General features: G+C 59.4%; 18 protein-coding genes. 8 read left to right on the top strand and 10 right to left on the bottom strand.

The window, feature by feature from the left end:
• Position 1: 1 nt before the first annotated feature.
• Complete coding sequence (gene aepY, locus LMG28727_RS12325) at positions 2-1,165, bottom strand: phosphonopyruvate decarboxylase (RefSeq protein ID WP_201642599.1); 1,164 nt, start codon at positions 1,163-1,165, stop codon at positions 2-4.
• Positions 1,162-2,883 (bottom strand): phosphoenolpyruvate mutase, encoded by a 1,722-nt coding sequence (gene aepX, locus LMG28727_RS12320; RefSeq protein ID WP_201642598.1) that lies wholly within the window; start codon positions 2,881-2,883, stop codon positions 1,162-1,164. The genes aepY and aepX overlap by 4 nt, the downstream gene beginning before the upstream one ends.
• Positions 2,884-3,497: 614 nt before the next feature.
• On the opposite strand from aepX, the gene LMG28727_RS12315 reads away from it, so the two are divergent.
• Positions 3,498-5,039 (top strand): methyl-accepting chemotaxis protein, encoded by a 1,542-nt coding sequence (locus LMG28727_RS12315; RefSeq protein WP_201642597.1) that lies wholly within the window; start codon positions 3,498-3,500, stop codon positions 5,037-5,039.
• Between the two features lie 264 nt (positions 5,040-5,303).
• A complete protein-coding gene (locus LMG28727_RS12310) occupies positions 5,304-7,055 on the top strand; it encodes a peptidoglycan D,D-transpeptidase FtsI family protein (RefSeq protein ID WP_201642596.1) in 1,752 nt (583 codons plus the stop codon).
• Positions 7,056-7,242: 187 nt separating this feature from the next.
• Here LMG28727_RS12310 and LMG28727_RS12305 read toward each other — a convergent pair whose 3' ends face one another.
• Positions 7,243-8,358 carry a GGDEF domain-containing protein gene (locus LMG28727_RS12305; protein ID WP_201642879.1) on the bottom strand — a complete coding sequence of 372 codons (1,116 nt, stop codon included), beginning with the start codon at positions 8,356-8,358 and terminating at the stop codon, positions 7,243-7,245.
• A gap of 261 nt (positions 8,359-8,619) precedes the next feature.
• Between LMG28727_RS12305 and LMG28727_RS12300 the strand changes: the two genes are divergently transcribed.
• Positions 8,620-8,877 carry a DUF2866 domain-containing protein gene (locus LMG28727_RS12300; protein WP_201642595.1) on the top strand — a complete coding sequence of 86 codons (258 nt, stop codon included), beginning with the start codon at positions 8,620-8,622 and terminating at the stop codon, positions 8,875-8,877.
• A gap of 35 nt (positions 8,878-8,912) precedes the next feature.
• Here LMG28727_RS12300 and LMG28727_RS12295 read toward each other — a convergent pair whose 3' ends face one another.
• Positions 8,913-9,554, bottom strand: coding sequence for a 2-hydroxychromene-2-carboxylate isomerase (locus tag LMG28727_RS12295; protein ID WP_236591774.1), 642 nt, complete (start codon positions 9,552-9,554; stop codon positions 8,913-8,915).
• A gap of 298 nt (positions 9,555-9,852) precedes the next feature.
• Entirely contained in the window at positions 9,853-10,479 is a 627-nt protein-coding gene (locus LMG28727_RS12290; RefSeq protein ID WP_201642594.1) for a LysE family translocator, read from the bottom strand.
• Between the two features lie 220 nt (positions 10,480-10,699).
• Between LMG28727_RS12290 and LMG28727_RS12285 the strand changes: the two genes are divergently transcribed.
• The 3 genes from LMG28727_RS12285 to LMG28727_RS12275 all read left to right on the top strand — a co-directional run bounded on the left by LMG28727_RS12285 (position 10,700) and on the right by LMG28727_RS12275 (position 13,454).
• Positions 10,700-11,284, top strand: coding sequence for an IMPACT family protein (locus LMG28727_RS12285; RefSeq protein WP_201642593.1), 585 nt, complete (start codon positions 10,700-10,702; stop codon positions 11,282-11,284).
• A gap of 367 nt (positions 11,285-11,651) precedes the next feature.
• Positions 11,652-12,194: a hypothetical protein gene (locus LMG28727_RS12280; protein ID WP_201642592.1), complete on the top strand. Its 543-nt coding sequence runs from the start codon at positions 11,652-11,654 to the stop codon at positions 12,192-12,194.
• Between the two features lie 282 nt (positions 12,195-12,476).
• Positions 12,477-13,454, top strand: coding sequence for a 2-dehydropantoate 2-reductase (locus tag LMG28727_RS12275; protein ID WP_201642591.1), 978 nt, complete (start codon positions 12,477-12,479; stop codon positions 13,452-13,454).
• A gap of 91 nt (positions 13,455-13,545) precedes the next feature.
• On the opposite strand, the gene LMG28727_RS12270 is transcribed toward LMG28727_RS12275, so the two are convergent.
• From LMG28727_RS12270 to oxlT, 3 genes are all read right to left on the bottom strand, one after another.
• A complete protein-coding gene (locus tag LMG28727_RS12270; protein WP_201642877.1) occupies positions 13,546-14,997 on the bottom strand; it encodes an aldehyde dehydrogenase family protein in 1,452 nt (483 codons plus the stop codon).
• A gap of 81 nt (positions 14,998-15,078) precedes the next feature.
• Positions 15,079-16,053 (bottom strand): LysR family transcriptional regulator, encoded by a 975-nt coding sequence (locus LMG28727_RS12265; protein WP_201642590.1) that lies wholly within the window; start codon positions 16,051-16,053, stop codon positions 15,079-15,081.
• 55 nt (positions 16,054-16,108) lie between these two features.
• The gene (oxlT, locus tag LMG28727_RS12260; RefSeq protein WP_201642589.1) at positions 16,109-17,449 is read right to left on the bottom strand and encodes an oxalate/formate MFS antiporter; all 1,341 of its coding nucleotides are present in this window, start codon (positions 17,447-17,449) and stop codon (positions 16,109-16,111) included.
• Between the two features lie 444 nt (positions 17,450-17,893).
• Between oxlT and LMG28727_RS12255 the strand changes: the two genes are divergently transcribed.
• Together LMG28727_RS12255 and LMG28727_RS12250 are read left to right on the top strand one after the other, a co-directional pair.
• A complete protein-coding gene (locus LMG28727_RS12255; RefSeq protein ID WP_201642588.1) occupies positions 17,894-18,841 on the top strand; it encodes a LysR family transcriptional regulator in 948 nt (315 codons plus the stop codon).
• A 96-nt stretch (positions 18,842-18,937) separates the two neighbouring features.
• Positions 18,938-19,243 carry an HAD family hydrolase gene (locus tag LMG28727_RS12250; protein WP_201642587.1) on the top strand — a complete coding sequence of 102 codons (306 nt, stop codon included), beginning with the start codon at positions 18,938-18,940 and terminating at the stop codon, positions 19,241-19,243.
• Between the two features lie 62 nt (positions 19,244-19,305).
• Here LMG28727_RS12250 and LMG28727_RS12245 read toward each other — a convergent pair whose 3' ends face one another.
• Positions 19,306-20,064, bottom strand: coding sequence for an NAD(P)(+) transhydrogenase (Re/Si-specific) subunit beta (locus LMG28727_RS12245; RefSeq protein WP_236591772.1), 759 nt, complete (start codon positions 20,062-20,064; stop codon positions 19,306-19,308).
• A gap of 86 nt (positions 20,065-20,150) precedes the next feature.
• Positions 20,151-20,963 carry a fumarylacetoacetate hydrolase family protein gene (locus LMG28727_RS12240; protein ID WP_201642585.1) on the bottom strand — a complete coding sequence of 271 codons (813 nt, stop codon included), beginning with the start codon at positions 20,961-20,963 and terminating at the stop codon, positions 20,151-20,153.
• Positions 20,964-21,022 lie beyond the last annotated feature (59 nt).

Genomic DNA, 21,022 nt, shown 5'->3' with positions numbered 1-21,022 from the left:
TTTATGCCGCGCCGATGTGGCGCATCAGACGCGTCTTCACATCGGGCGGAGTAATGGTGGGACGCGGCAGACCGTCGGGCGTACCACGGCGAATCGCGAGACGCACGAAGCGCGGGCCGTCGACGGGCGGCGCATCGAACAGTTCATCGATCACAACCGGATCGTCGCTTTCAACCGCCGACGCATAACCGCACGCCGCAGCAACCCCCGCAAACGACACTTGCGACGACACCGTCGCCTGTCCGCCGGTCGAGTCGTGCGCGCCGTTATCGAGCAACACGTGCGTGAGATTCGACGGACCGTAAGCGCCGAGCGTCGCGAACGCGCCCATGCGCATCAGCGCGGCGCCGTCGCCATCTACCGCGACCACGTGCAGGTCGGGACGCGACATCGCGAGACCCAACGCGAACGGCGTGACGCAGCCCATCGAGCCGACCATGTACAACTGGTTCGGGCGGTCGTCGATCGCGTAGAGTTCGCGTCCGCAGAAACCGGTCGACGCAAGCACCACTGTCGATTCGAGCGGCGTATGCGCGATCACTTTCTGCAACGCTTCGTGACGCGTGGCCAGCTCGCTCGCAGCGACATCGCGGAACTGCGCACGCGGCGCAACGGCACTACGGCGCGAGTTCGAACGGCTGTCCTTCAATTCGTACGGTGCGACGCTGCCCTTCTGCATCACCAGCGCGTACGGGCGGCCCGTTTCGTCCATGTACGCAGTGGCGCGATCCAGTGCCGGGCCGATTGCATCGGCTTCGGTAGGGAATGTCTCCCACGGAATTTCCATCGTGTCGAGCATCGCGGGCGTGACCGGGCCCATCAGCGCGTGCTGCGGTTCATCCGCGACACCAGGCTGGCCGCGCCACGTGACGATCAGCAATTGCGGCAAACGGAAGGTCCACGTGAGCGAAGTGAGCGGGCTCACCGCATTGCCAAGGCCCGAGTTCTGCATCATCGTGACGCCGCGACGGCCGTTCTGCGCACCGAGCGTGACGCCCGCGATCAGCGCCACCGCATCGCCCTCATTCGCCGCCGACACGTAATGCAGCGACTCGTCCTGCAGCACGTAGTTGATAAACGGCGTCAGATACGAACACGGCACGCCCGCGTACCAGTCGAAGCCGCGCTCGCGCGCCGCCTCGACGAACTGTGCTGCGTCGATCATTGCGCGGCTCCGCTTTTAGCACCCTTCGCCAGATTGTCTGCCGTTGCGAACGGTGCTTGCGCATGGGCGAAATCGCCGGCACGACGGAAGTCTTCGAGATCGTTCACACCGCGCCAGTGGCCGTGCACGTATTGCACTTCGATCGCCTCACCCGCTTCGATCAGCGCATTCAGCAGCGCGGGCATATCGAGCGACGCGAAATCGGCGCGGGCCTGCAACTGGCTCATCACCGCCTGCAAACGCTCGCGGCCTGCGTCGCGCACGTTCAGCAGACCCACCCAGCGGCCGTGCGGCGATTGCGAAGCGATGGCCGACGATGCATCTTTGCCGCTCGACACATGACGCAACGTCACTTTGCTGCCGAACAGCCCGCGGTCGTCGGCCGCCGAGCACCACGCGAAATCGCGCACGCTGGCATTTTCCGTATCGGTCGACGACGAATCGACCACCACGCTGAACGCGGCTTCGCTTTCCACCAGATCGCGCAGGATGTAGCTGCGGAACAGCAGATCGCCATACGAGATCACGGTGTCGCCCGCGAGTTTGTCGATCGCGCACGCCAACGAAGCGAGTTCGCCGGTTTGCGCGTGCTGTTCGTTGACGACCAGCTTGATACCCGCCGTTTCGATTGCATCGGCACGATAGCCGCCAACCACGGTGATGTCGTTGACACCCTGCTTCTTGAACGAGTCGACCAGCCAGCGCAGCAGCGGCTTGCCGGCAATCGGCAGCATCACTTTGGGGCGGTCTTCGGTGACGGCTTCGAGGCCCTTGCCACGGCTCGCCGCGAGCACGACCGCCGCGCCCGCTGCACGGCCGCTCGACAGATAACGGTCTTCCGCTTCCGAGTATTCGTCGGCATCCTGCAGACGGAAGATTTCATTGACGGCAGCAATGCTGTCTTCGACGTTGACCAGCGTTTCGCTCGAATGAATTTCCTTCGCGACCGCCTGCATCGCCGAGGTTGCCGAGCGAATCAGATGGTTCGCCCAGATCACCGTGCTGATGCCGGCTTCGCGGAACACTTCAGTCGGCGTGCTGTAGTACTTGGTCGGCACGATCACGAGCGGACCACGGCCGGCCCATTCACGCGCGAATTCGAGAATTTCGTCGGGACGTGACAGCTTGCTGTGAATCAGAATCGCGTCTGCGCCGGCTTGCCGGTACGCTTCCGCGCGACGCAGCGCTTCGTCCATGCCCCAGCCCGCGATCAGCGCTTCGACGCGCGCGACGATCGAGAAATTCTCATCGGACTGCGAGTCTTTGCCGGCCTTGATCTTGCCGCAAAACTCGTCCATGTCGGCAAGCGGCTGCGCTTCGCCGTTGATGAAGCTATTGGTCTTCGGAAACTGCTTGTCTTCGATACACACGCCGGCGATGCCGCGTTGTTCGAGCTTGCGCACGAGGCGGCGCACGTTGTTGAAGTTGCCGTAGCCGGTGTCGCCGTCGAGCAGGATGGGCAGGTCGCTCGCGTCGGCCATGAATTCGAGCGTGTCGACGACCTGGGTCCAGCTTGCCTCGTTGTTGTCGCGCACACCGTATTGGGCGGAAATCGCGAGGCCCGAGCCCCAGATCGCCTTGAAACCGGCTTCGCGAACGATTCGTGCGGACAGGCCGTTATGGGCCTCCATGATGAATTCGAGTTCGTTGCTCAACAGCATCTGGCGCAGACGTGCGCTGCGGGAAGTGGCGATAAATGCGGGTTCGCGGGCGTTCATTTTCTACTCCTGATAGCGGGCTTATCGATACTTTTTTTGCCCGGCCGACGACTGGAAAATGGCGACTATAGCGGAATTTTTATTAATGCGTCTCTTTGATGACAGCGATTTTCCGTCGTTGTGATTAAGTGGAGAAATGTGTCGTTTTTTGCATTCTTCACTCCATGCGCACTATTTTGGATTTTATTGGCGTTTTGTGGAATCCTGATGCAACTCATGACAGGCAAGGATCGGCGGCACGAAGGACTGACCGCCGGGTAATTGAAGGGGCATACCCGTCCAATCTATTTAATATCCCGGTTTATTCAACGCCTTAACACCGGGTGAATTATTTACCTGGTTCTCACTTTGTGCAGTCTCATATCGAATCCGCTTTGGTCAATATAAAACCGCGCAATAGACAATCAGATAAACACCTCATAGAGCGAATTGAAAAATCACGGCAAAGCGTGCGAAGGGTCGATAAATCAGACAAATACCACCGTAAAAACAGCGGGTTTCCCCTCCCCTGCGGAATAAAACCGCTCGCGCCGTAAACACAGTTAGCTGGAAGCTACCCGCTACGAGCAAATCCACTCTGACCGACCTCTTTGCGAAAGCCTATCCCCATCGCTATGACTCTGAACAAAAAACTCGCCTCGATGATCGCGGTCCTCTGGATTGGTCTGATCCTGATCGGCAGCTTCGGCGCATGGCAAAACCGTGCGTCGATGATCTCTGACCGCCGTGCCCAGTTGATCTCGCTGATCGACCAGGCCAACCATATCGTCGGCCGTTACTACGCGCTGGCCCAGCAACACACGCTTCCCGAAGACGAGGCCAAGAAACAGGCGCTCGACATGCTGGCGAGCATGCGTTACGGCAAGGACGGCTATATCTCCGTCAACGATTCGCAGCCGGTCATCCTGATGCACCCGATCAAACCCGAACTGAACGGCAAGAACGTCGCGCAGTTCACCGACCCGCTCGGCAATCACCTGTTCGTCGATATGGTCAATCAAGGCAATCATGAGGGCGGCGGTTTCGTCGACTATCTGTGGGCGAAGCCCGGCAGCGAGAAGCCTGTGGCGAAAACCAGCTATTCGGCGCGCTTCGCGCCGTGGGACTGGTATCTGGTCACCGGTATGTACATGGACGACGTGCAAAGCGCGTTCTACGCCAACCTGTTGCGCTGGCTCGCGATCACGGTGGCACTCGGCGCGATCGCCACGGCCGTGATGCTGCTCGTGCTGCGCAGCATTCGCCGCACGCTGGGCGGCGATCTCGAAGTGGCCGTCGAACATGCGCAGTTGATGGCGCGCGGCGATCTCGCCAGCCGCGTGCCGGTTCAGGCAAACGCCAACGGCAGCCTGCTGCATGCGCTTCAGACGATGCAGGCGGGGCTGGTCGAAACCGTGTCACGGGTTCGTCTTGGGACGGAAAACATCAATGTCGGCGCAACTGAAATCGCCGCCGGCAACACGGACCTGTCGCAGCGCACCGAAGAACAAGCCGCCGCGCTGGTCGAAACCGCGTCGAGCATGGATCAGATGACGGTCAACGTGAAGCAGAACGCAGAAAGCGCGATGCAGGCCGCGCAACTCGCTGGCCAGGCCGCCGATGTCGCGACGCGCGGCAGCCGCGTCGTCGATGATGTGGTGCGGACGATGGGCGAGATCACCAGCAGTTCGCGGCAGATCGGCGACATCATCGGCGTGATCGACGGCATTGCGTTCCAGACCAATATTCTCGCGCTCAATGCCGCCGTCGAAGCGGCCCGCGCGGGCGAACAGGGACGCGGCTTCGCCGTGGTCGCCGCCGAAGTGCGCAGCCTCGCCCAACGCTCCGCCACGGCCGCCAAGGAGATCAAGGCGCTGATCGAAACCTCGACGGATACCGTCGAAGCCGGCGCGTCGCTGGTCGCCAATGCGGGCTCGACGATGGGTGAGATCGTGCAGTCGGTGCGTCGCGTGAACGAGATTCTGGAAGAGATCAGCAATGCGTCGCGTGAACAGAGCGCGGGGATCGAGCAGGTGAATCGCGCGGTCGGCGAGATGGATCAGGTGACGCAGCAGAACGCGGCGCTGGTCGAGCAGGCCGCGGCCGCGGCCCATTCGCTGAAGGATCAGGTGGGCGTGCTGCGCGAGGCGATTTCGAGTTTTGCGCTGCCGGCCTGAGGTGGCATACACAGCAAAATAAGCGCCAAAAAGAAGGCGCTCGACAGGCACGGAGCGCCTCTTTAACACGCCGCGTCGGAGTCGACGCATCAATCGAACGAATCAGCCGCGCGGATTTTATAAGTCCACGCGGCTTTTTTATTGCCGTGCGCGCCGCGCCAGCAGGTCGAACCTGATCCACTTGCGCAGTCCTCGCATCAACATTACGTTTTCTTTACAATCAGGGCCACGTCCGTCAATCGAACTGCTCGCTAGCCGCGCCCAATGATCCAGAACAAGAAATCGCAATCGCACGAGCCGTACGCGCCCGTGACGAAGAACCCGCTACTGGCCGCGCGTTTGCCCAAGTGGCGCTCGACTTTCGTATTGCTGCTGGTATTCGCTGCGTTCGCATCGCTGGCGGGACGAGCGTTCTGGATTCAGGTGGTGAATCAGCATTTCTACGTCGATCAGGGGCAAAAGCGCTACCAGCGCACGATCGAACTCGACGCAACGCGTGGCCGGATCGTCGACCGTCATGGCGCGATGCTCGCGGTCAGCCTCGCGACCTACGAAGTCTGGGCGTCTCCGAAGCTGATCGAGGAAACCGCCATCGCGCCGCTGTCAAAGCTCCTCGACCTGCCCGTCAGCGATCTGCGCCGACGCCTGGTCGGCGACAAAACCTTCGTGCTGCTGAAACGCCAGGTAGACGCGGACACTGCCGCGCGTCTGTCGAAGGAAGGACTCGTGGGGATCACGCAGATCGCCGATTCGAAACGCTTTTATCCCGAAGGTGAATCGGCCGCGCACGTAGTCGGCTTCACCGATATCGAAGACAACGGCCAGGAAGGCGTCGAGCTCGCGGCCAACGAACAGCTGCTCGGCGTGCCGGGCCAGCGCGAAGTGATCCGCGACCGGCTCGGGCGGGTGGTGCTGGACATCGGACCACGGATGCCCGCGCATAACGGCGACACCATCCACCTGACCATCGACCGGCGCATCCAGCAACTCGCGTACGCGCAACTGAAGGACGCGATTGCGAAACATCACGCTGAAGCCGGCAGCGTGGTGGTGCTCGACGCGCGCAACGGCGAGATTCTCGCGCTCGCCAACTACCCGAGCTTCGATCCGAACAACCGGGCCCGGCTGACCGGCCGCCAGTTGCGCAATCGCGCGGTGGTCGACACGTTCGAGCCGGGTTCGACGATCAAACCGGTGGTCGTCGCGCTGTCCATCGACGAAGGCAAGGTGCGGCCGCAAAGCATCATCGACACCGCGCCCGGCTGGTACAGGATCGGCCCAGCCGTGATCCACGACACATCGAACCACGGCGCGATGACGGTTGCCGAAGCGGTGCAGAAGTCGAGCAATATCGCGCTCGCCAAACTCGCGCTCAACCTTCCGGCGGAGAAGATCTGGAGCAAGTACCAGGAATATGGACTCGGTTTGAGACCCGAGCTGACCTTTCCGGGCGTGGCATCGGGCAAGGTGCGTCCGTACAAACGCTGGCGTCCGATCGAACAGGCGACCATGGCGTATGGGTATGGGTTGTCGGCATCGTTGCTGCAAATCGCACAGGTCTATACCGCTTATGCAGGCGACGGCACCCTGCAGCGCGTGAGTCTGTTGCGGCAACAGAAGGACAGCGGTGAAGGCAGCGCGCAGGCCGCGCCGTCCACCGATCCGCAGCAGCGGGTGACCACGCCGGCCACCGCGCGTTCGATCCGCGCGATGCTGGAAATGGCCACTGGCGTTGGCGGCACCGGGCGGGCTGCGGCGGTGGAAGGCTACCGGATCGGCGGCAAAACCGGCACCGCGCGCAAACAGATCGGCGCGACGTACGCGAAAAACCGCTACCGCGCGCTGTTTGTCGGCATGGCGCCGATGAGCGATCCTCGACTGATCGTTGCTGTGATGATCGACGACCCGGCGGGCAAGGCGTTCTACGGTGGAACGGTGGCGGGACCGGTCTTCAGCGGCGTGACGGGCGGAGCATTGCAGTTGCTTGGGGTGCCGCCGGATGCGCCGGGGGTTTAAAAGCGTTGTCAGACAGAATATCGCACCAGGCGGCGCCAACCAGAACTTCGAAACCGCTGACCCGAGCGGTCCTCGTCGGGTCGATTACGTACGCTGCAAGGTTTCTGGCTGATCGAAAAACCCGCGCATCCGGACCCCGACGTTCTTCCATGCGTTGTCCAACCTGTTTGCTGGCGATGCTCACAGATCAGCGCGCCGTCTGATCGCGGTCCGCTTTCACCAGCGCCTCGATCCGGTTGCGGCCATTGCGTTTGGCCTGATACATCGCGCGATCCGCTTCTTCCATCATCGCGCGCCCCAGCCCGACGGCCTCCGACGGCGCACAGCTAACTGTGCGCGCCGCAACGCCAATCGACACCGTCAACGCAATGCGTTTGCCGTGATCGTCCTGCAGATCCAGCCTTTCGACGGCAAGCCGCACACGCTCGGCGACGGTCAACGCGTCGGCCCGGTCGCCTTGCAGCAGTGCCGCGAATTCCTCTCCGCCATAACGCGCCACCGTATCACCGAGCCGGACCTGCTGCCGCACGCACGCCGCGACCGCCGCCAATGCGCGGTCGCCGGTCTGATGGCCGTACGTATCGTTGATACGTTTAAAACAATCGATGTCGATAAAAAGACAGCCCACCGGCACGCCATAACGAACTGCTCGCATGAGTTCCTCACGGAGCCGCTCGTCGAAATAGCGCCGATTGGCGAGGCCTGTCAGCGAGTCGGTCATCCCGAGTTGCTTGAGCCGCTCGCGATGGGCGACATTGTCCAGACTCGCCGTGACGATGCTGGCAAAGCGCTCCAGAATATCCGTCGCCATGCCCTCGGCGAAACGCTCCGGATCGTCGCTACCGAGGCATAGATAACCGCTGACGGTATCGGCTGCGGACAGCGGCAACAGAATCGCGCTGGACGGTGGCCGCGCGTTGCCAAACACCGCCTGGCGAGCGATCTCATCCAGCTCATGCGGGCGTCCCAACCATGGCCGCCCTTCTTCGCACAGACCTTGCGCGGCAAGACCGCCCTCGCGCGAGGTCTTCAGACTGGCGTAATCGAGGTCGCGCAGCGCGGTGGGTTCAAGCAGTTCGAGCAGCATCGGCGCGCGGTCGTCGAGCCACAGCGTGACGTGCGTCAGGGAAAATTCATGCGGCAGATGGCCGAACAGCGTGTCGAGAAACGACGCGAAGTCCTGTGAACCGATCAAACGCAATTCGACATTCTGAAAACGGCGCAACGTGCGCTCGTTGTGTTGCACAGTGTCGACTAGCGAGCGCAGGCGGTCGGAAAGCGGCGTTTGAGCGAGATTCGTCACGTTATCAGCAAGGCAAGCCCGAAGGCCAAGCGAGGCCAGCAGCCCCAACGGCTGTAATAACGGCCAATCTCGCGGGGTCTTGAGCATAAATTCGCCGTGCCTACGTGTTTATGCCTTTTAAGTTTCGCTTAATTCTTCCCTGTAACCATGCACGCACAACATCCCCTGTTGAGCCGCCAGAGCATCGGCGGCGCCCTTTTCTCCGGAATATCGACGACACGCCGAACAACGGGCAACCGCCCGCGAAGAAGGAGTCAAATCATGGTTGAAGAGACGGTAGTCGAGTATCTGCGCACCATGCCCGGCAACGAATGGGCTCGCCAGATCAACTCATGCAAGGTCTCGGACCCGCTGCAGCCACCATGGGGACGCTCATACCGGCTGGTTGAATGGACCATGAAACATGTGCCCGAATCGAGCCGCCGCGTAGTTCCCGCCGAGAGCACGGCGCTTGAAATCGCTCAGGCCGTGGTGTCGCATGTACCGGGGCGCCGCTTCTGCCAGCATGGCGACGAATAGCGGCTCATAGCATTCAACAAACAACGCCTTTCGCGCTAACCTCGCGTTGCGATCGAATCGCAGAAGTCCAGCGCGTCGTCCAGCCGGTCGTTTCCCCAGAACATTTCATCGCCGACAAAAAACGTCGGTGCACCAAAAATGCCTTTGGCCGCAGCGGCGGCCGTTTGCTCCCGCAAACGCAGCTTGTTGGCATCGCTCTGCGCGTCGGCAATGATCTGCTGTCCGGGCAAGTGCAGCGCTTCCAGAGCTTCGCTCACGACATCCATTGAGCCGATATCGCGGTCGTCCGCGAAATTAAGCTGCATGATCCTGCGGCAGTAGGCGGGCATCCATTGTTCTTCCGCACCTAGCAGTGCCACACGCATTGCAAGCAGCGCGGCGCGCGGAAACGTGCTCGGCCGCGTGAGTGCAATACCGTATTTGCGGCATTGCCGCTCCATATCCTTCCAGACGTAAGCGCCCTTTTCCTGTTGCAATACGAAAGGTGAATTGTCGAAACCAAGGTCGCGAAAAACAGGTCCCAGCAAGAACGGACGCCAGCGGACTCGCACGCTCCGCGCCTGCGCCAGCGCCTCTATACGCATGACGCTGAGATAGCTGTAGTTGCTGCCGAAATCGAACCAGAATTCGATTTCCGGTACACAGGTAGGCGTTTCAGCAGACATGAGGTCGGGCATGGTTGTTTCCTGGATCGCGCGGACTGCGTTAGCTGCGCTACGTTTTGCAATGGTTGACAGTCAGGTCGGACTGTTCTGCCTATGATCAACTCTTCCACCCGCCACACCCGACGATCTAGCCATGAATTACCCGTACGATCTGCTTACCGCCACCTGCCTTTTCATCATCGCCGTTTCGTCGTCTATTTTGTTGGCGTTGTCATCGGCTCACTAATACCGGGCGCGCGATATCTACGTATCGCTCTTTTAATGCAGTGCGGCTCGCCGTGGCATTAAAAGAAAACACCCTGCGCTTCAATTAACGCGTTTGCGTCGCCACACGCAGCCCGAGCGAGATGAACAGCACACCAATCATCTTGTTCTGCCAACGCGTGAGCCATGTCAGCCGCTTGACCAGCTTGCCGAGTGGTCGAATCGTCAACACGATCAGCGTCGTATAAAGCGCGCTCATGGCGACAAAGATCAGCCCAAGCGTGGTGAACTGCAAAAACGTCGAACCGTGTTCGGGCCGCACGAACTGCGGCAGGAACGCGAGAAAGAACAGCGCCGTCTTGGGATTCAGAACTTCTGCGGGAACCGCCTGAAAGAAGGCTTTCGACGCCGACACCGGCGCAATGACTGGCCGCTGGGGGCTCGACGGTTTCTCACGCAATGCGCGGACACCCAGATAAATGAGGTACGCAGCGCCAATGAATTTCACTGCATTGAAGGCTAGCGCAGAAGTCATCAACAGCGCCGAGAGGCCGACCGATGCGGCCAACGTGTGAATGAAGTCGCCGGCTGCAATACCCAGTCCGGTGAGAATGCCGGCTTTGCGTCCGCCGTGCACGGTGCGCGTCAACACCAGCAGCACTGCCGGCCCGGGAATCAGAAAGAGTCCCAGCACAACAGCGACAAAAGTCCCTAACGTGGATAGGTCAAGCATGTTGTCTCCTGTTTGGCGCGCTGGCCTTGACGGATGCGCGCGTTCAACTCGCAATTGTAGACGAACCTGCGGAACCTGATTCGCTCGCAGCGTGGTGCTCTGATCGCCCATGCGCAGACCCCTGCTTTTTTCCGCTACGTCGGCGTGCACCACGATCCGTTACCATGATGGCCAAAGGGCCGCGCAAGGCCCGCCATCTTTTATCTACCGATTTTTTGCCTTGCCCACCTATACCTTACCTGCTGCGCTGAGCGCGGAACTCGAGATCCGCAAAAGCCGCTTCATTGCGTACGCAATACCGGTTGCCGACCGCGACGCCGCAATGGACGAACTGCGTCGTCTGCGCGAAGAGCATGCCGCCGCCACGCACGTTTGCTGGGCACTACTCGCAGGCGGCCAGTCCGGCATGTCCGACGATGGCGAACCGTCCGGCACCGCTGGCCGGCCGATTCTCGAAGTACTACGGCATCACGATCTGGACGGCGTACTGGCAGCTGTCGTGCGCTATTACGGCGGTGTGAAACTCGGCGCGGGCGGCCTGGTCCGCGCGTACACCGATGCCATCGCGTCGGCCTTGCTGAACGCGCCACGGATCGAGAGGATTGCTCAGGTTTCGTTGACCGTCGAAGTCAGCTACGCCGACGAAGCCAAAGTGCGCAGATGGATCGACGCTGAAGGATACGCGCTCGTGGACAGCGCCTATGGAATGCTGGTGAAAATAACGGTCCGATTGCCGGCCAATGCGCTCGACACTGCACAACTGGCCTTGGTGGATATGACCCAGGGGAAAGCCGGCTTCCCGTGACCATTTGTTTTAATGAAGCACGTCTGGCACATGCTTTTCACACACTGCGGTTATTGTCGTGAGATAACGTCCGCCGTGCCGATGTTTCCTGACAGGAGCCGCCCTCTATTGATTCGACGGGTATTGAAGAAGCCGCCCGGTATGATGGGCACGCCGTCGGGGACGCCGCCCCGTGCACCCGGGCCGAAACACGCAGGGATCCGGAGCGCTGTTACCATGCTGCTATCCACCGGGATGAACTTCCTTTGAAAGGCCAATTCCTCTGACCTCGACTGCCGCTTTTTCCCGTACAGCACCTGAGTCGCCGCAACGGAGCCTGTCTCTGCCGCGTACGGCCTGCGCTACGCGTTCGTCGCTCAGATCGACCGTGCTCAAAGGCTGCGGCACCGTCGCATTGCCGTTAATGCTCTCCGCGTGCTCGTGGTCGTGGTTCGGCCTGAACAGCAGTGCACCCCGCGCGGCCACCCACTCTACAGGTTGGCTCAGCGTCGCGCCCGCCCGCGACTTCGCCTATCTGCCCGCCACCAGCGGACAGGTGTCACCCAATCGCATTGAGAACACGGCGATGACTGGCATCATTCTCAAAGACGACATTAACGAGGTGGTGCGCAATAGCGTCGTGAGCAGCTTGCGGGTTGCCGGTTTTCATCTGACGGGCAGCAAACGGGTATTGAGTGGCAGCATCGAAGTGTTCAAGGTGGACGACGCGCGGTCGCCGACTTTCTGGACCTTGAAGATGCACTACGTCGTCACCGATGTCGTCACGCACAAGGTCGTGTACTCGACCACCCGAACGGTCAAACAGAAGTCGCCGAAATTTACCAGTAGCACCATTGCCATTGAAGATACGGTCAAGCTGAGTGTCGACACCTTGATCGGCGACCCGGGGTTTGTTGAAGCAGTTAATTGAATCACACAAGTTTCAATTAAAGATATTGTGTCAACGCGAGGCGACTCGCGCTCCGGCCTGCTTCATTAACGCACTCTCCGGCCGTAGATCCTGTTCTTTCTCTTCGTTTAAAGCGCATCACCCCGCAGCGGCTTCCATAAGCAATCCCTAATGCATCAGCCGACAAACTTTAACTATCTGTATTTGTCGTGCCCTCTTATCCTCACGCAGAGGCTCTGCGGCTGAACACGATACGATGCGGCAGTGGGGCAAGCGACTTCTTATAGTCACGGGAGCGGCATCATGAAGATCTGCATCTTTGGAGCGGGAGCAATTGGCGGTTTGATGGGCGTGCAACTGGCGCGCGCCGGCGCGGACGTCAGCTTTATTGCGCGTGGCGCACACCTGGCCGCGATGCGGGAACACGGCGCGCGCCTGATCATGGATGGCGAGACTTTCAGCGCGCCGGTACGCTGTACCTCCGACCCGCGCGAGCTAGGAGTGCAGGACTTCGTCATCGTCACATTGAAAGCGCACTCGCTTCCAGGCGTAGTGGATGCCATGCAGCCTCTGCTCGGCAAACACACCGCAATTGTCACGGGCGTCAACGGCATTCCGTATTGGTATTTCTATCAGCATGGCGGGCGCTTTGCCGGTACTCGCCTCGCGAGCATCGACCCGGACGGTAGTCAATGGACAAAACTTGGCCCCGAGCGAGCGATTGGTTGCGTGCTGTATCCCGCTGCGGAAATTGTCGAGCCTGGCGTCATCAAACATGTGTACGGCAAGAAATTCCCGATCGGCGAGCCCAGCGGCGAACGCACACCGCGCATTCAGCAACTGCATGAGATCATGCTGACCGCTGGTTTCGAGGCGCCGATCCGGGACAATATCCGCGACGAAATCTGGCTGAAATTATGGGGCAATCTGTGCTTCAATCCGATCAGCGCACTCACGCATGCAACGCTCGACGTGCTCACCAGCGACCCCGGCACACGCGCAGTCTCACGTACGATGATGCTCGAGGCGAAACGCATTGCGGATCAATTCGGCGTGAACTTTCGCGTCGATGTGGAAAAACGCATTGATGGCGCAGGTGCGGTCGGCGCGCATAAAACGTCGACGCTGGTCGATCTCGAGAATCGTCGGCCCATGGAAATCGACCCTCTCTTAACTGTCGTTCAGGAAATGGGGCGTCTCGTGTCCGAGCCTACTCCTACTATCGACGTCGTATTGGCACTGATCAAGCTGCGTGAGCGTATGGCATTGCAGGGCAATTGAGTGCTGGCAAACTTCCATTAATGATGCGCCATGTGAAGAAGGATCGAACGCCGTAAGCGTTCGATCCTTCTTTTTATGTCGTGAGTCGACGCTACTGGTCAATCGCCAGCCACACCGCTTTCGGCTCAGTGAAGTTCTCAATGGCGACGTCGCCGTGCTCGCGGCCAAAACCCGAATCGCCGGAACCGCCCCATGGCAAACGCACATCTGTATAGCCGTACGTATTGATCCACACGGTCCCCGCCTTCAGGTCTCTTGCGACCCGATGCACTCGCCCGATATCCGCACTCCACACACCGGCCGCGAGGCTATAAAGTGTGCCGTTAGCGATTCTGATCGCATCGGCTTCGTCCTCGAAGCGGATCACGCTGGCGACTGGCCCAAAAATCTCCTCCTGAGAAATACGCATCTCGTGCTCGACGTCGGCAAAAACCGTCGGCTCGACAAAGAAGCCTCGCTCGCCAACCCGTGCGCCACCGGTCACGAGTCTCGCCCCTTCGGACCGCCCGGCGTCGACATAGCCCAGCACCGTTTTCATCTGCGCCGCGGAGATCAGCGGCCCCATTGATGTCTCACGTGACGACGGATCGCCGATCTTGATCGACTTCGCGCGCGTGGCCAACCGCTCGACGACTTCGTCGTACACGTCACGGTGCGCGAGAATCCGCGAGCCTGCCGAACACACTTGCCCCGTGTTGAAGAAAATCCCCGATGCTGCGGCACGCACTGCATTGTCGAGATTCGCATCCGCGAAAATCAGGTTGGCCGACTTGCCGCCCAATTCCAGCGTGACGCGTTTGAAGTTGCCTGCTGCGCCCTGCAAAATACCGCGCCCAACCGATGGCGATCCCGTGAACGTCACCTTGTCGATACCAGGATGCGCCACCATGGCATCTCCCACTACGCGTCCCTTGCCCGTCACGATATTCAGTACGCCCGGAGGCACACCCGCTTCAAGCGCCAGCTCGCCGATACGCAATGCAGTGAGCGGCGTAATTTCAGCGGGCTTGACGATCAACGTACACCCGCACGCGAGAGCGGGTGCGATCTTCCACATGCCGATCATCAACGGGAAGTTCCAAGGCACGATTGCGCCGACCACACCGACCGGCTCGCGTAGCGTGTACGTCAACGCATCGGGGCGCGTCGGTACTACCTGGCCGTTGATCTTGTCGCACCAGCCTGCGTAATATTCGAGTGTATCGATCGCTGCGGGGACGTCCTGACGCATTACTGCAGCAATCGGTTTGCCAGCATCGAGGCTTTCGAGTGCAGCGAGTTCGTCGAGATTGGCGCGCATCAGACCGGCGAGACGCATCAGGATGCGGCCACGTTCGGCTGCGCGCAGCGCATTCCACACTTTCAATGCGGCCCGTGCGGCTCGAACCGCGACATCGACGTCGGCGGCGCTCCCTTGAGCGACAAGTGCAATGGGTTCTTCGGTGGCGGGGTTGATGTCGACGGAATATTCGCCGGTGCCAGGCGGCAAACGCTTGCCGTCGATCAGCAGATCATGGTGCCTGAGGTCGGTATCGGTTTCCATCATGAAGCTCCGTGTGTGGGATGTTGTGCGGCTGACTACCGGCGAATCGATCGTGAACAGGCGCCGGTAACCGGAACAAAACTAAGGTTCGTGCAATACCGCACAGCCTGGCGTCGCCGCCGGCCAATTGAAGATTTGTGAAGAGGGAGCCGTTCTCGGTAAGGGTTCGCAAACAGTCCCGGAAAACTGCGACCAGACCGCGGCGGCATTAGGCCGGAGAGAGCGATTGCGTCGCTGCACTAGCAACGTACTCACTGTCACCTCAGGAACCAGAAGCCTTGTGACGAGTGACGCTTGGGGCAAAGGCCAGTGCGCGCCGACAGGTACTACACCGACACCCAGGCCAAGCTCAACCGTCCGCGAAACCGCCGCAACATGTCCGAGTTCCTGCATCGGTCGCCGTTTCATTTGATTCGCATTGAAGGCGACGTCAAGCGCAACGCGTATACCCGCATCGCCGTTCAGCGTGATGAGATTCCATTCATTCAATGCGCGCCAATCAATATTGGCATGCGTTGCCAAAGGGTGCGCGGCGGGTATCAGCGCGTGCAGCGGCGTCGTGAAAATCACTTGCGCGTGCAGCAAGTCGCTAGCGAATGGTTCTGCGACCGACACCACACCAAAGTCCACCTCACCCTGCTCCACACTCGCGAGCACGCCGCTTTGCGGTTGATCTTTAATCGACACAATCAGTTCGGGAAACGCTTCTGCACAACCCGCAAGAGACTGTGCAACCCAACCCGACGACAACATGGGATTACTGCCAATCACCACCAACCCGGTATGTCCCTCGTAAGCAGTACGTTCCTCAAGCAATGTCCGTTCTATTTCGTCCAGCAATCTGCCGATTCGTCGTTCGAGACTGGCACCCGCACTCGTCAATTCGACCTGGCGTGTCGTGCGATCGAACAGTTTCAACTCGACCGCGTCTTCGAGTTCACGTACACAGCGGCTGACTGCCGATTGCGTCAGATCGAATTCGCGTGCCGCGCGTGTAAAACTCCGCTCGCGCGCGACGGCGACAAACACCTTGAGTTGTTGCAGCGAAACGTTCATGACATCGTGAACCGCGTGGCTATCGACATCGTCTTCGCGCGTACGTCGTTCACGCTTATTCCCCGGTCTGCTCAGGCCAGTTGCTCAGCCGCGATGGGCCGCCATTGCCCGCGACTGCGAGCACCGCCTGAGGCTCGTTGTGAGATTCGATCCAGCGCGAACGCATCGGCGCGAGCACGAACTTTGCCGAGATGCCGGCGGCAATCGTGATCACGGCAGACACGGTGAAAACCAGACTCCATCCGCCCATCGCGGCCAGCACCGACGCCACCGGCACGAGCAAAGCCGCCGTGCCTTTCGCGGTGTATAGCGTACCCGCGTTGGCGGTTGCGTATTTACTGCCGAACGTGTCGGCGCAGATTGCCGGAAAGATCGAAAAGATCTCGCCCCAGAAGAGGAAAATCAGTGCGGCGAAGGTCATGAACGCGTAGGGGTTGGTTCCAAACTGCATCATGCCGAGCAACGCCAGACCTTCACCAATAAAGATCACGAACATCGTGTTTTCGCGGCCGATCTTGTCGGAAATAAAACCGCACAACGGACGTGTCAACCCGTTGAGAATATTGTCGATAGACAGCGTGGCCGTGAGCAGCGGCAAGGTCATGCCGAGGAGTGACATCGGAATGCGCGCAAGGCCCCAGTCCCTTGCAATCGGGCCGATTTGCGCAGTGGCCATCAGACCACCTGCAGCCACGGCGACGAAGCACACATACATCACCCAGAAAACCGGGGTTCTGATCATCTGTCCCGCAGTGAAGTCGACCTTCGACATAGCGAATCGGGTCTTGCGCACTGCTTGCTGACGTGGTGTCGGCCTCCGTAACAACAGTGCGAGCACCAGAATGCTCACGCCCTGCAAGATGCCGAAGAAGAAAAACGCATGCTCATAACCGGAGCGCGTGATCATATTGGCAATCGGAATCACTGTAATCGCCGCGCCCGCACCGAAACCCGCGGCGGTCAATCCGGCGGCGAGCCCCCGTCGATCGGGGAACCACTTGAGCGCATTGCCGACGCAAGTACCGTACACACCGCCCGCACCGATGCCGCCGATTACTGCGGAGAGGTACAGAACGCCGAGCGATGTCGCATACGAATTCATCACCCACGACAGCCCTGCGCACACGGCCCCCACCGCGACCACTGGGCGTGGCCCGAATTTATCGACCAGCAGGCCTTCCAATGGCACAAGCCACGTTTCGGTAAGAATGAAGATCGTAAAGGCGAGTTGTATGGACGCTTCGCTCCAGTGATGCCGCGCATTCATCGGCGTGACGAACAACGTCCATGCATATTGCAGATTGGCCACGAGTGCCATGCACACCATGCCGATGACGAGTTGCCACCAACGGTTCCCTAGAAATAGCCGGGGCGTTTGCTGGGTGAAATTGTCCATGAGCCTTGTCTCCACTATTTATTAGTGCAGCCGGTCAACGCTCCGAAGGAAGTTCTCCGGAGGACACGCCGTGCTGTATGCGTCCCACCTTTTGGTTGTGACCCGAAAAGCCTTGCTATTCGGGAAAATTTAATATTCGCGTCTGTTTTATATTTTCTTTAAAAGCGATCCGGAAGAATCATCGCTTTTCCGGAAGTTATTTATTCCGACCAATCAACCGCTCGCGCTGAAAGCACTGATCTGATCGGCTAATCGGGAATTTTCCTTCCACTGTGCCTGGAAACAGGCGTTAACCCGAGTACCGCGCCGAGTACCGCGCCAAGTACTGCCCCGAATATCCAACCGGCAATTTCGCTGCTTACAGTTCCATGCTAGGGTCATTGCTGAATTACGAATAATTAAAGTTTGTTATTATGTTGATTCACATTTGCTTATACATCGGCCATGACGATGCGCAATGCGACTCTGCGGCAACTGAAGGTTTTCGAAACGGTAGCGCGCCACCTGAGTTTCTCGCGCGCCGCAGAAGAATTGCATCTGACTCAGCCGGCTGTCTCCACTCAGGTTCGGCAACTCGAAGAACATGCGGGCCTGCCGCTGTTCGAACAACTGGGTAAAAAGATCTATCTGACGCCGGCGGGCACCGAGATGCTGCACTACAGCCGCGCGATCATTCAGCAATTCCACGAAGTCGACGAGGCGATGAGTCAGCTGAAGGGCGTTTCCGGCGGCAAGCTGAATGTCGCGGTAATTAGCGCGGGCGACTATTTCTTTCCGCGTCTGCTCGCTGAATTCACGCGCCGCTATTCGGGTGTCGTGCTCAACCTCGCCGTGCACAATCGCGAAGAACTGCTGCATCAGTTGTCGACGAATCAGACCGATCTCGCCGTCATGGTGCGTCCGCCGCATGAAACCGATGCGACCAACGAACCCTTTGCTCCACACCCTTATGTGATCGTGGCTGCGCCCACCCATCCGCTGGCACACAAGCGCAATATCAGAATGAGTCAACTCGCTAACGAGGCTTTTATCGTGCGCGAACGCGGCTCCGACACGTGGAATTCGATGGAAGAAGGCTTTGCCGGGCGCCTTGCCAATCTGAAGATCGCGATGGAGATCAAAAGCACCGAAACAATCAAGCAGGCGGTGATTGCCGGTATGGGCATCGCCTTTCTGTCGGCTCATACGATCAGCCTTGAATTGCAGCTGGGGCATCTCGTGGTGCTCGACGTCGAGAGCTTTCCCGTCATGCTCAACTGGTATGTCGTGCATAGAAAGAACAAACGTCTGCCGCCGGTTGCGGTTGCATTCAAACGCTTCCTGATGGAAGAAGGCGCGCATCTGATCGAGAAGATCACACGCGTCAAGGAATTGAGCGTGTATAAGCAGTAGGCTATGGATAGCCAATAAAACTTTAACTATTGCAAATTGATCAGTGCTTCTATTCTGCAAACGAGATCTTTTACTCGTTAGCCGAGGAGGCCGATCATGAACCACACCCAGGTTGAATCCGACAGCAGTGTCCGCTCTGCCCGCGTCACTCAAGACCATCCTGACGACGCTCATCTGAGTGCGTACAACGCAGCGTTCAGCGACCTTGGCCTGCGATTCCGCTGGGACCGTGACACCCTCGATCTTCTTAAGGAATTCAACGGCGAGAGTGCGCGTATTACCGCCTATATCGAGCGCTATCATGGCCACCTTCATCGCGCATACGACGCCGACTTTCTCGCGCAACTGATTCTGCACAAGAAAGACAAGTACTACAGTGAATTCTCGGCGGCAGAAGAGTAACTGTAGCGGCGGGATTGCGATCCCGTCACCCAGAGCACTTGTTACCTGGCCGGTGTGCGCGTTCATAGCCGACGACGCGTCGAGAATTGAGTCAACCGGCGATGGCTACATACTCTGGATCTGGAGCGCCCCGCCGCGCCTGTACCGTCATTTCTACTATTGCTTTTATGCCAGTCACGGCGGTGTCGATATGCTGCCGCGCGTACATTTCCAGGCGTTATTTCGCGTAGTACCCACGCCGGTTCGTCTCCCCCATGCCATTCGATACAAGCCATGAGTCCTTGCTTGCCGGCTGCGAGTGCGTGCCCGCCGTCATACTCGCAACTCGTCGTCAGATGGACGCCGATCGCACACGCCAATGCACTTGCTGCGATTAACGCGGCAAGTCCGAATGGCTGCGCCTGTTCGGTCACGAATCCATAACCGAGCCAGCCGCCTAGCAGGATCGCGAACAGATTGACGACGTTATGGCCTGGACGCGCCGCCCTCTTCAAAGAGAACGCACCGCACAATTTGCAGAAGGCAATCGTGGAAGCCGCAAAAGCCAGTGCACCCATAAATACTGCACTATAGAGCTCGAAGCGCTCGCTCTCTGTCCAAGCCGACGAAGATAGATAAAGTACAAAGGCGCCGGACAAGAAAGCGAATCCAGTGCTGCCGCCCAGCATTGCCGCGAGATGCGCGCGGCGCGTCGATCTCCAGTCGAAGCTGCGTGTGATAACAGAAGCAAGCGCAACAACCAGCCCAAAGGCCATCGCCGCAATCAACGCAGAAACGAGTACCGCACCGAAATCCGGCCCGAGCCGAGAACAGATGTCCATCCACACTGTACTGTCAGACCCTCGCGGCATGCCTGCCCCCCGTGTTTCGATGCGACGACGTGTAGCCGATAAATCGCCAACTCCGCTCAGACTGCCGCGGCCCGCTCCGCGTGTGCAGCCGCCGTTGCGCCTGCGGCGATCAACGTGTTACTGAGCGTGCCGATTCCCTTGATCGTAATCGACACCGTCGCGCCCTCCTTGATCGATCCAACCCCAACCGACGTGCCGCACGCAATGACATCGCCCGGCTCGAACGTGAGGTCCTGCGAGATGAGACTGACCTGCTCAGCAGGAGAGAACACCATATCGTCAAGTGGATAGTTCTGCCGTTCGACGTCATCCAGCATCGTGACCAGATGCGCTTGCTGCCACTCGAAACCGGAGACGATACTCGGCCCGATACAGCAGAACGTATCGAAGCCTTTCGCGCGACACCATTGTGGGAAATGCGGATTCTCGTTCAGCAGATCGGCGGCTGTCACGTCATTGATAAGCGTGTAACCGAAGATCGCATCAGCTGCCTCTTCAACACTCGCATTGCGGCAGCGTCGTCCGATCACAATGCCGAGTTCACCTTCGTAGACAATCTTGCCTGCGTAGCCGGCCGGCCGGCGAATCGGCTCGCCTGCTCCGATTACCGAGCCTGCGGGTTTGAGCAGAAAGAGCGGATGCGCAGGCACCGGTTTGTCGAGCTTCGCCGCCAACGCGTGATAGTTGTTCCATAGCGCGACGACCTTGCCGGGCGCACAAGGCGCGAGCGGTGTCAGCACCCGCGTTGACAGCACTGCACCGGTCGGCACCGGCTGATCGAGACTTTTGTATTCGTGCAGATAACCACCTTCTACACGACCGAATACGATGTCGCCATCGTTCGACCTGAACCGCATCCACGTATCCATACATCGCTCCTTGAGCGCTTCGGCTCGACCTGCTTCATTGACGATGGTCTGCACGAGTG

Source organism: Paraburkholderia metrosideri (genome assembly GCF_904848625.1).
Lineage (GTDB): Bacteria > Pseudomonadota > Gammaproteobacteria > Burkholderiales > Burkholderiaceae > Paraburkholderia > Paraburkholderia metrosideri.
This window is presented reverse-complemented; position numbering and strand designations above follow the sequence as displayed.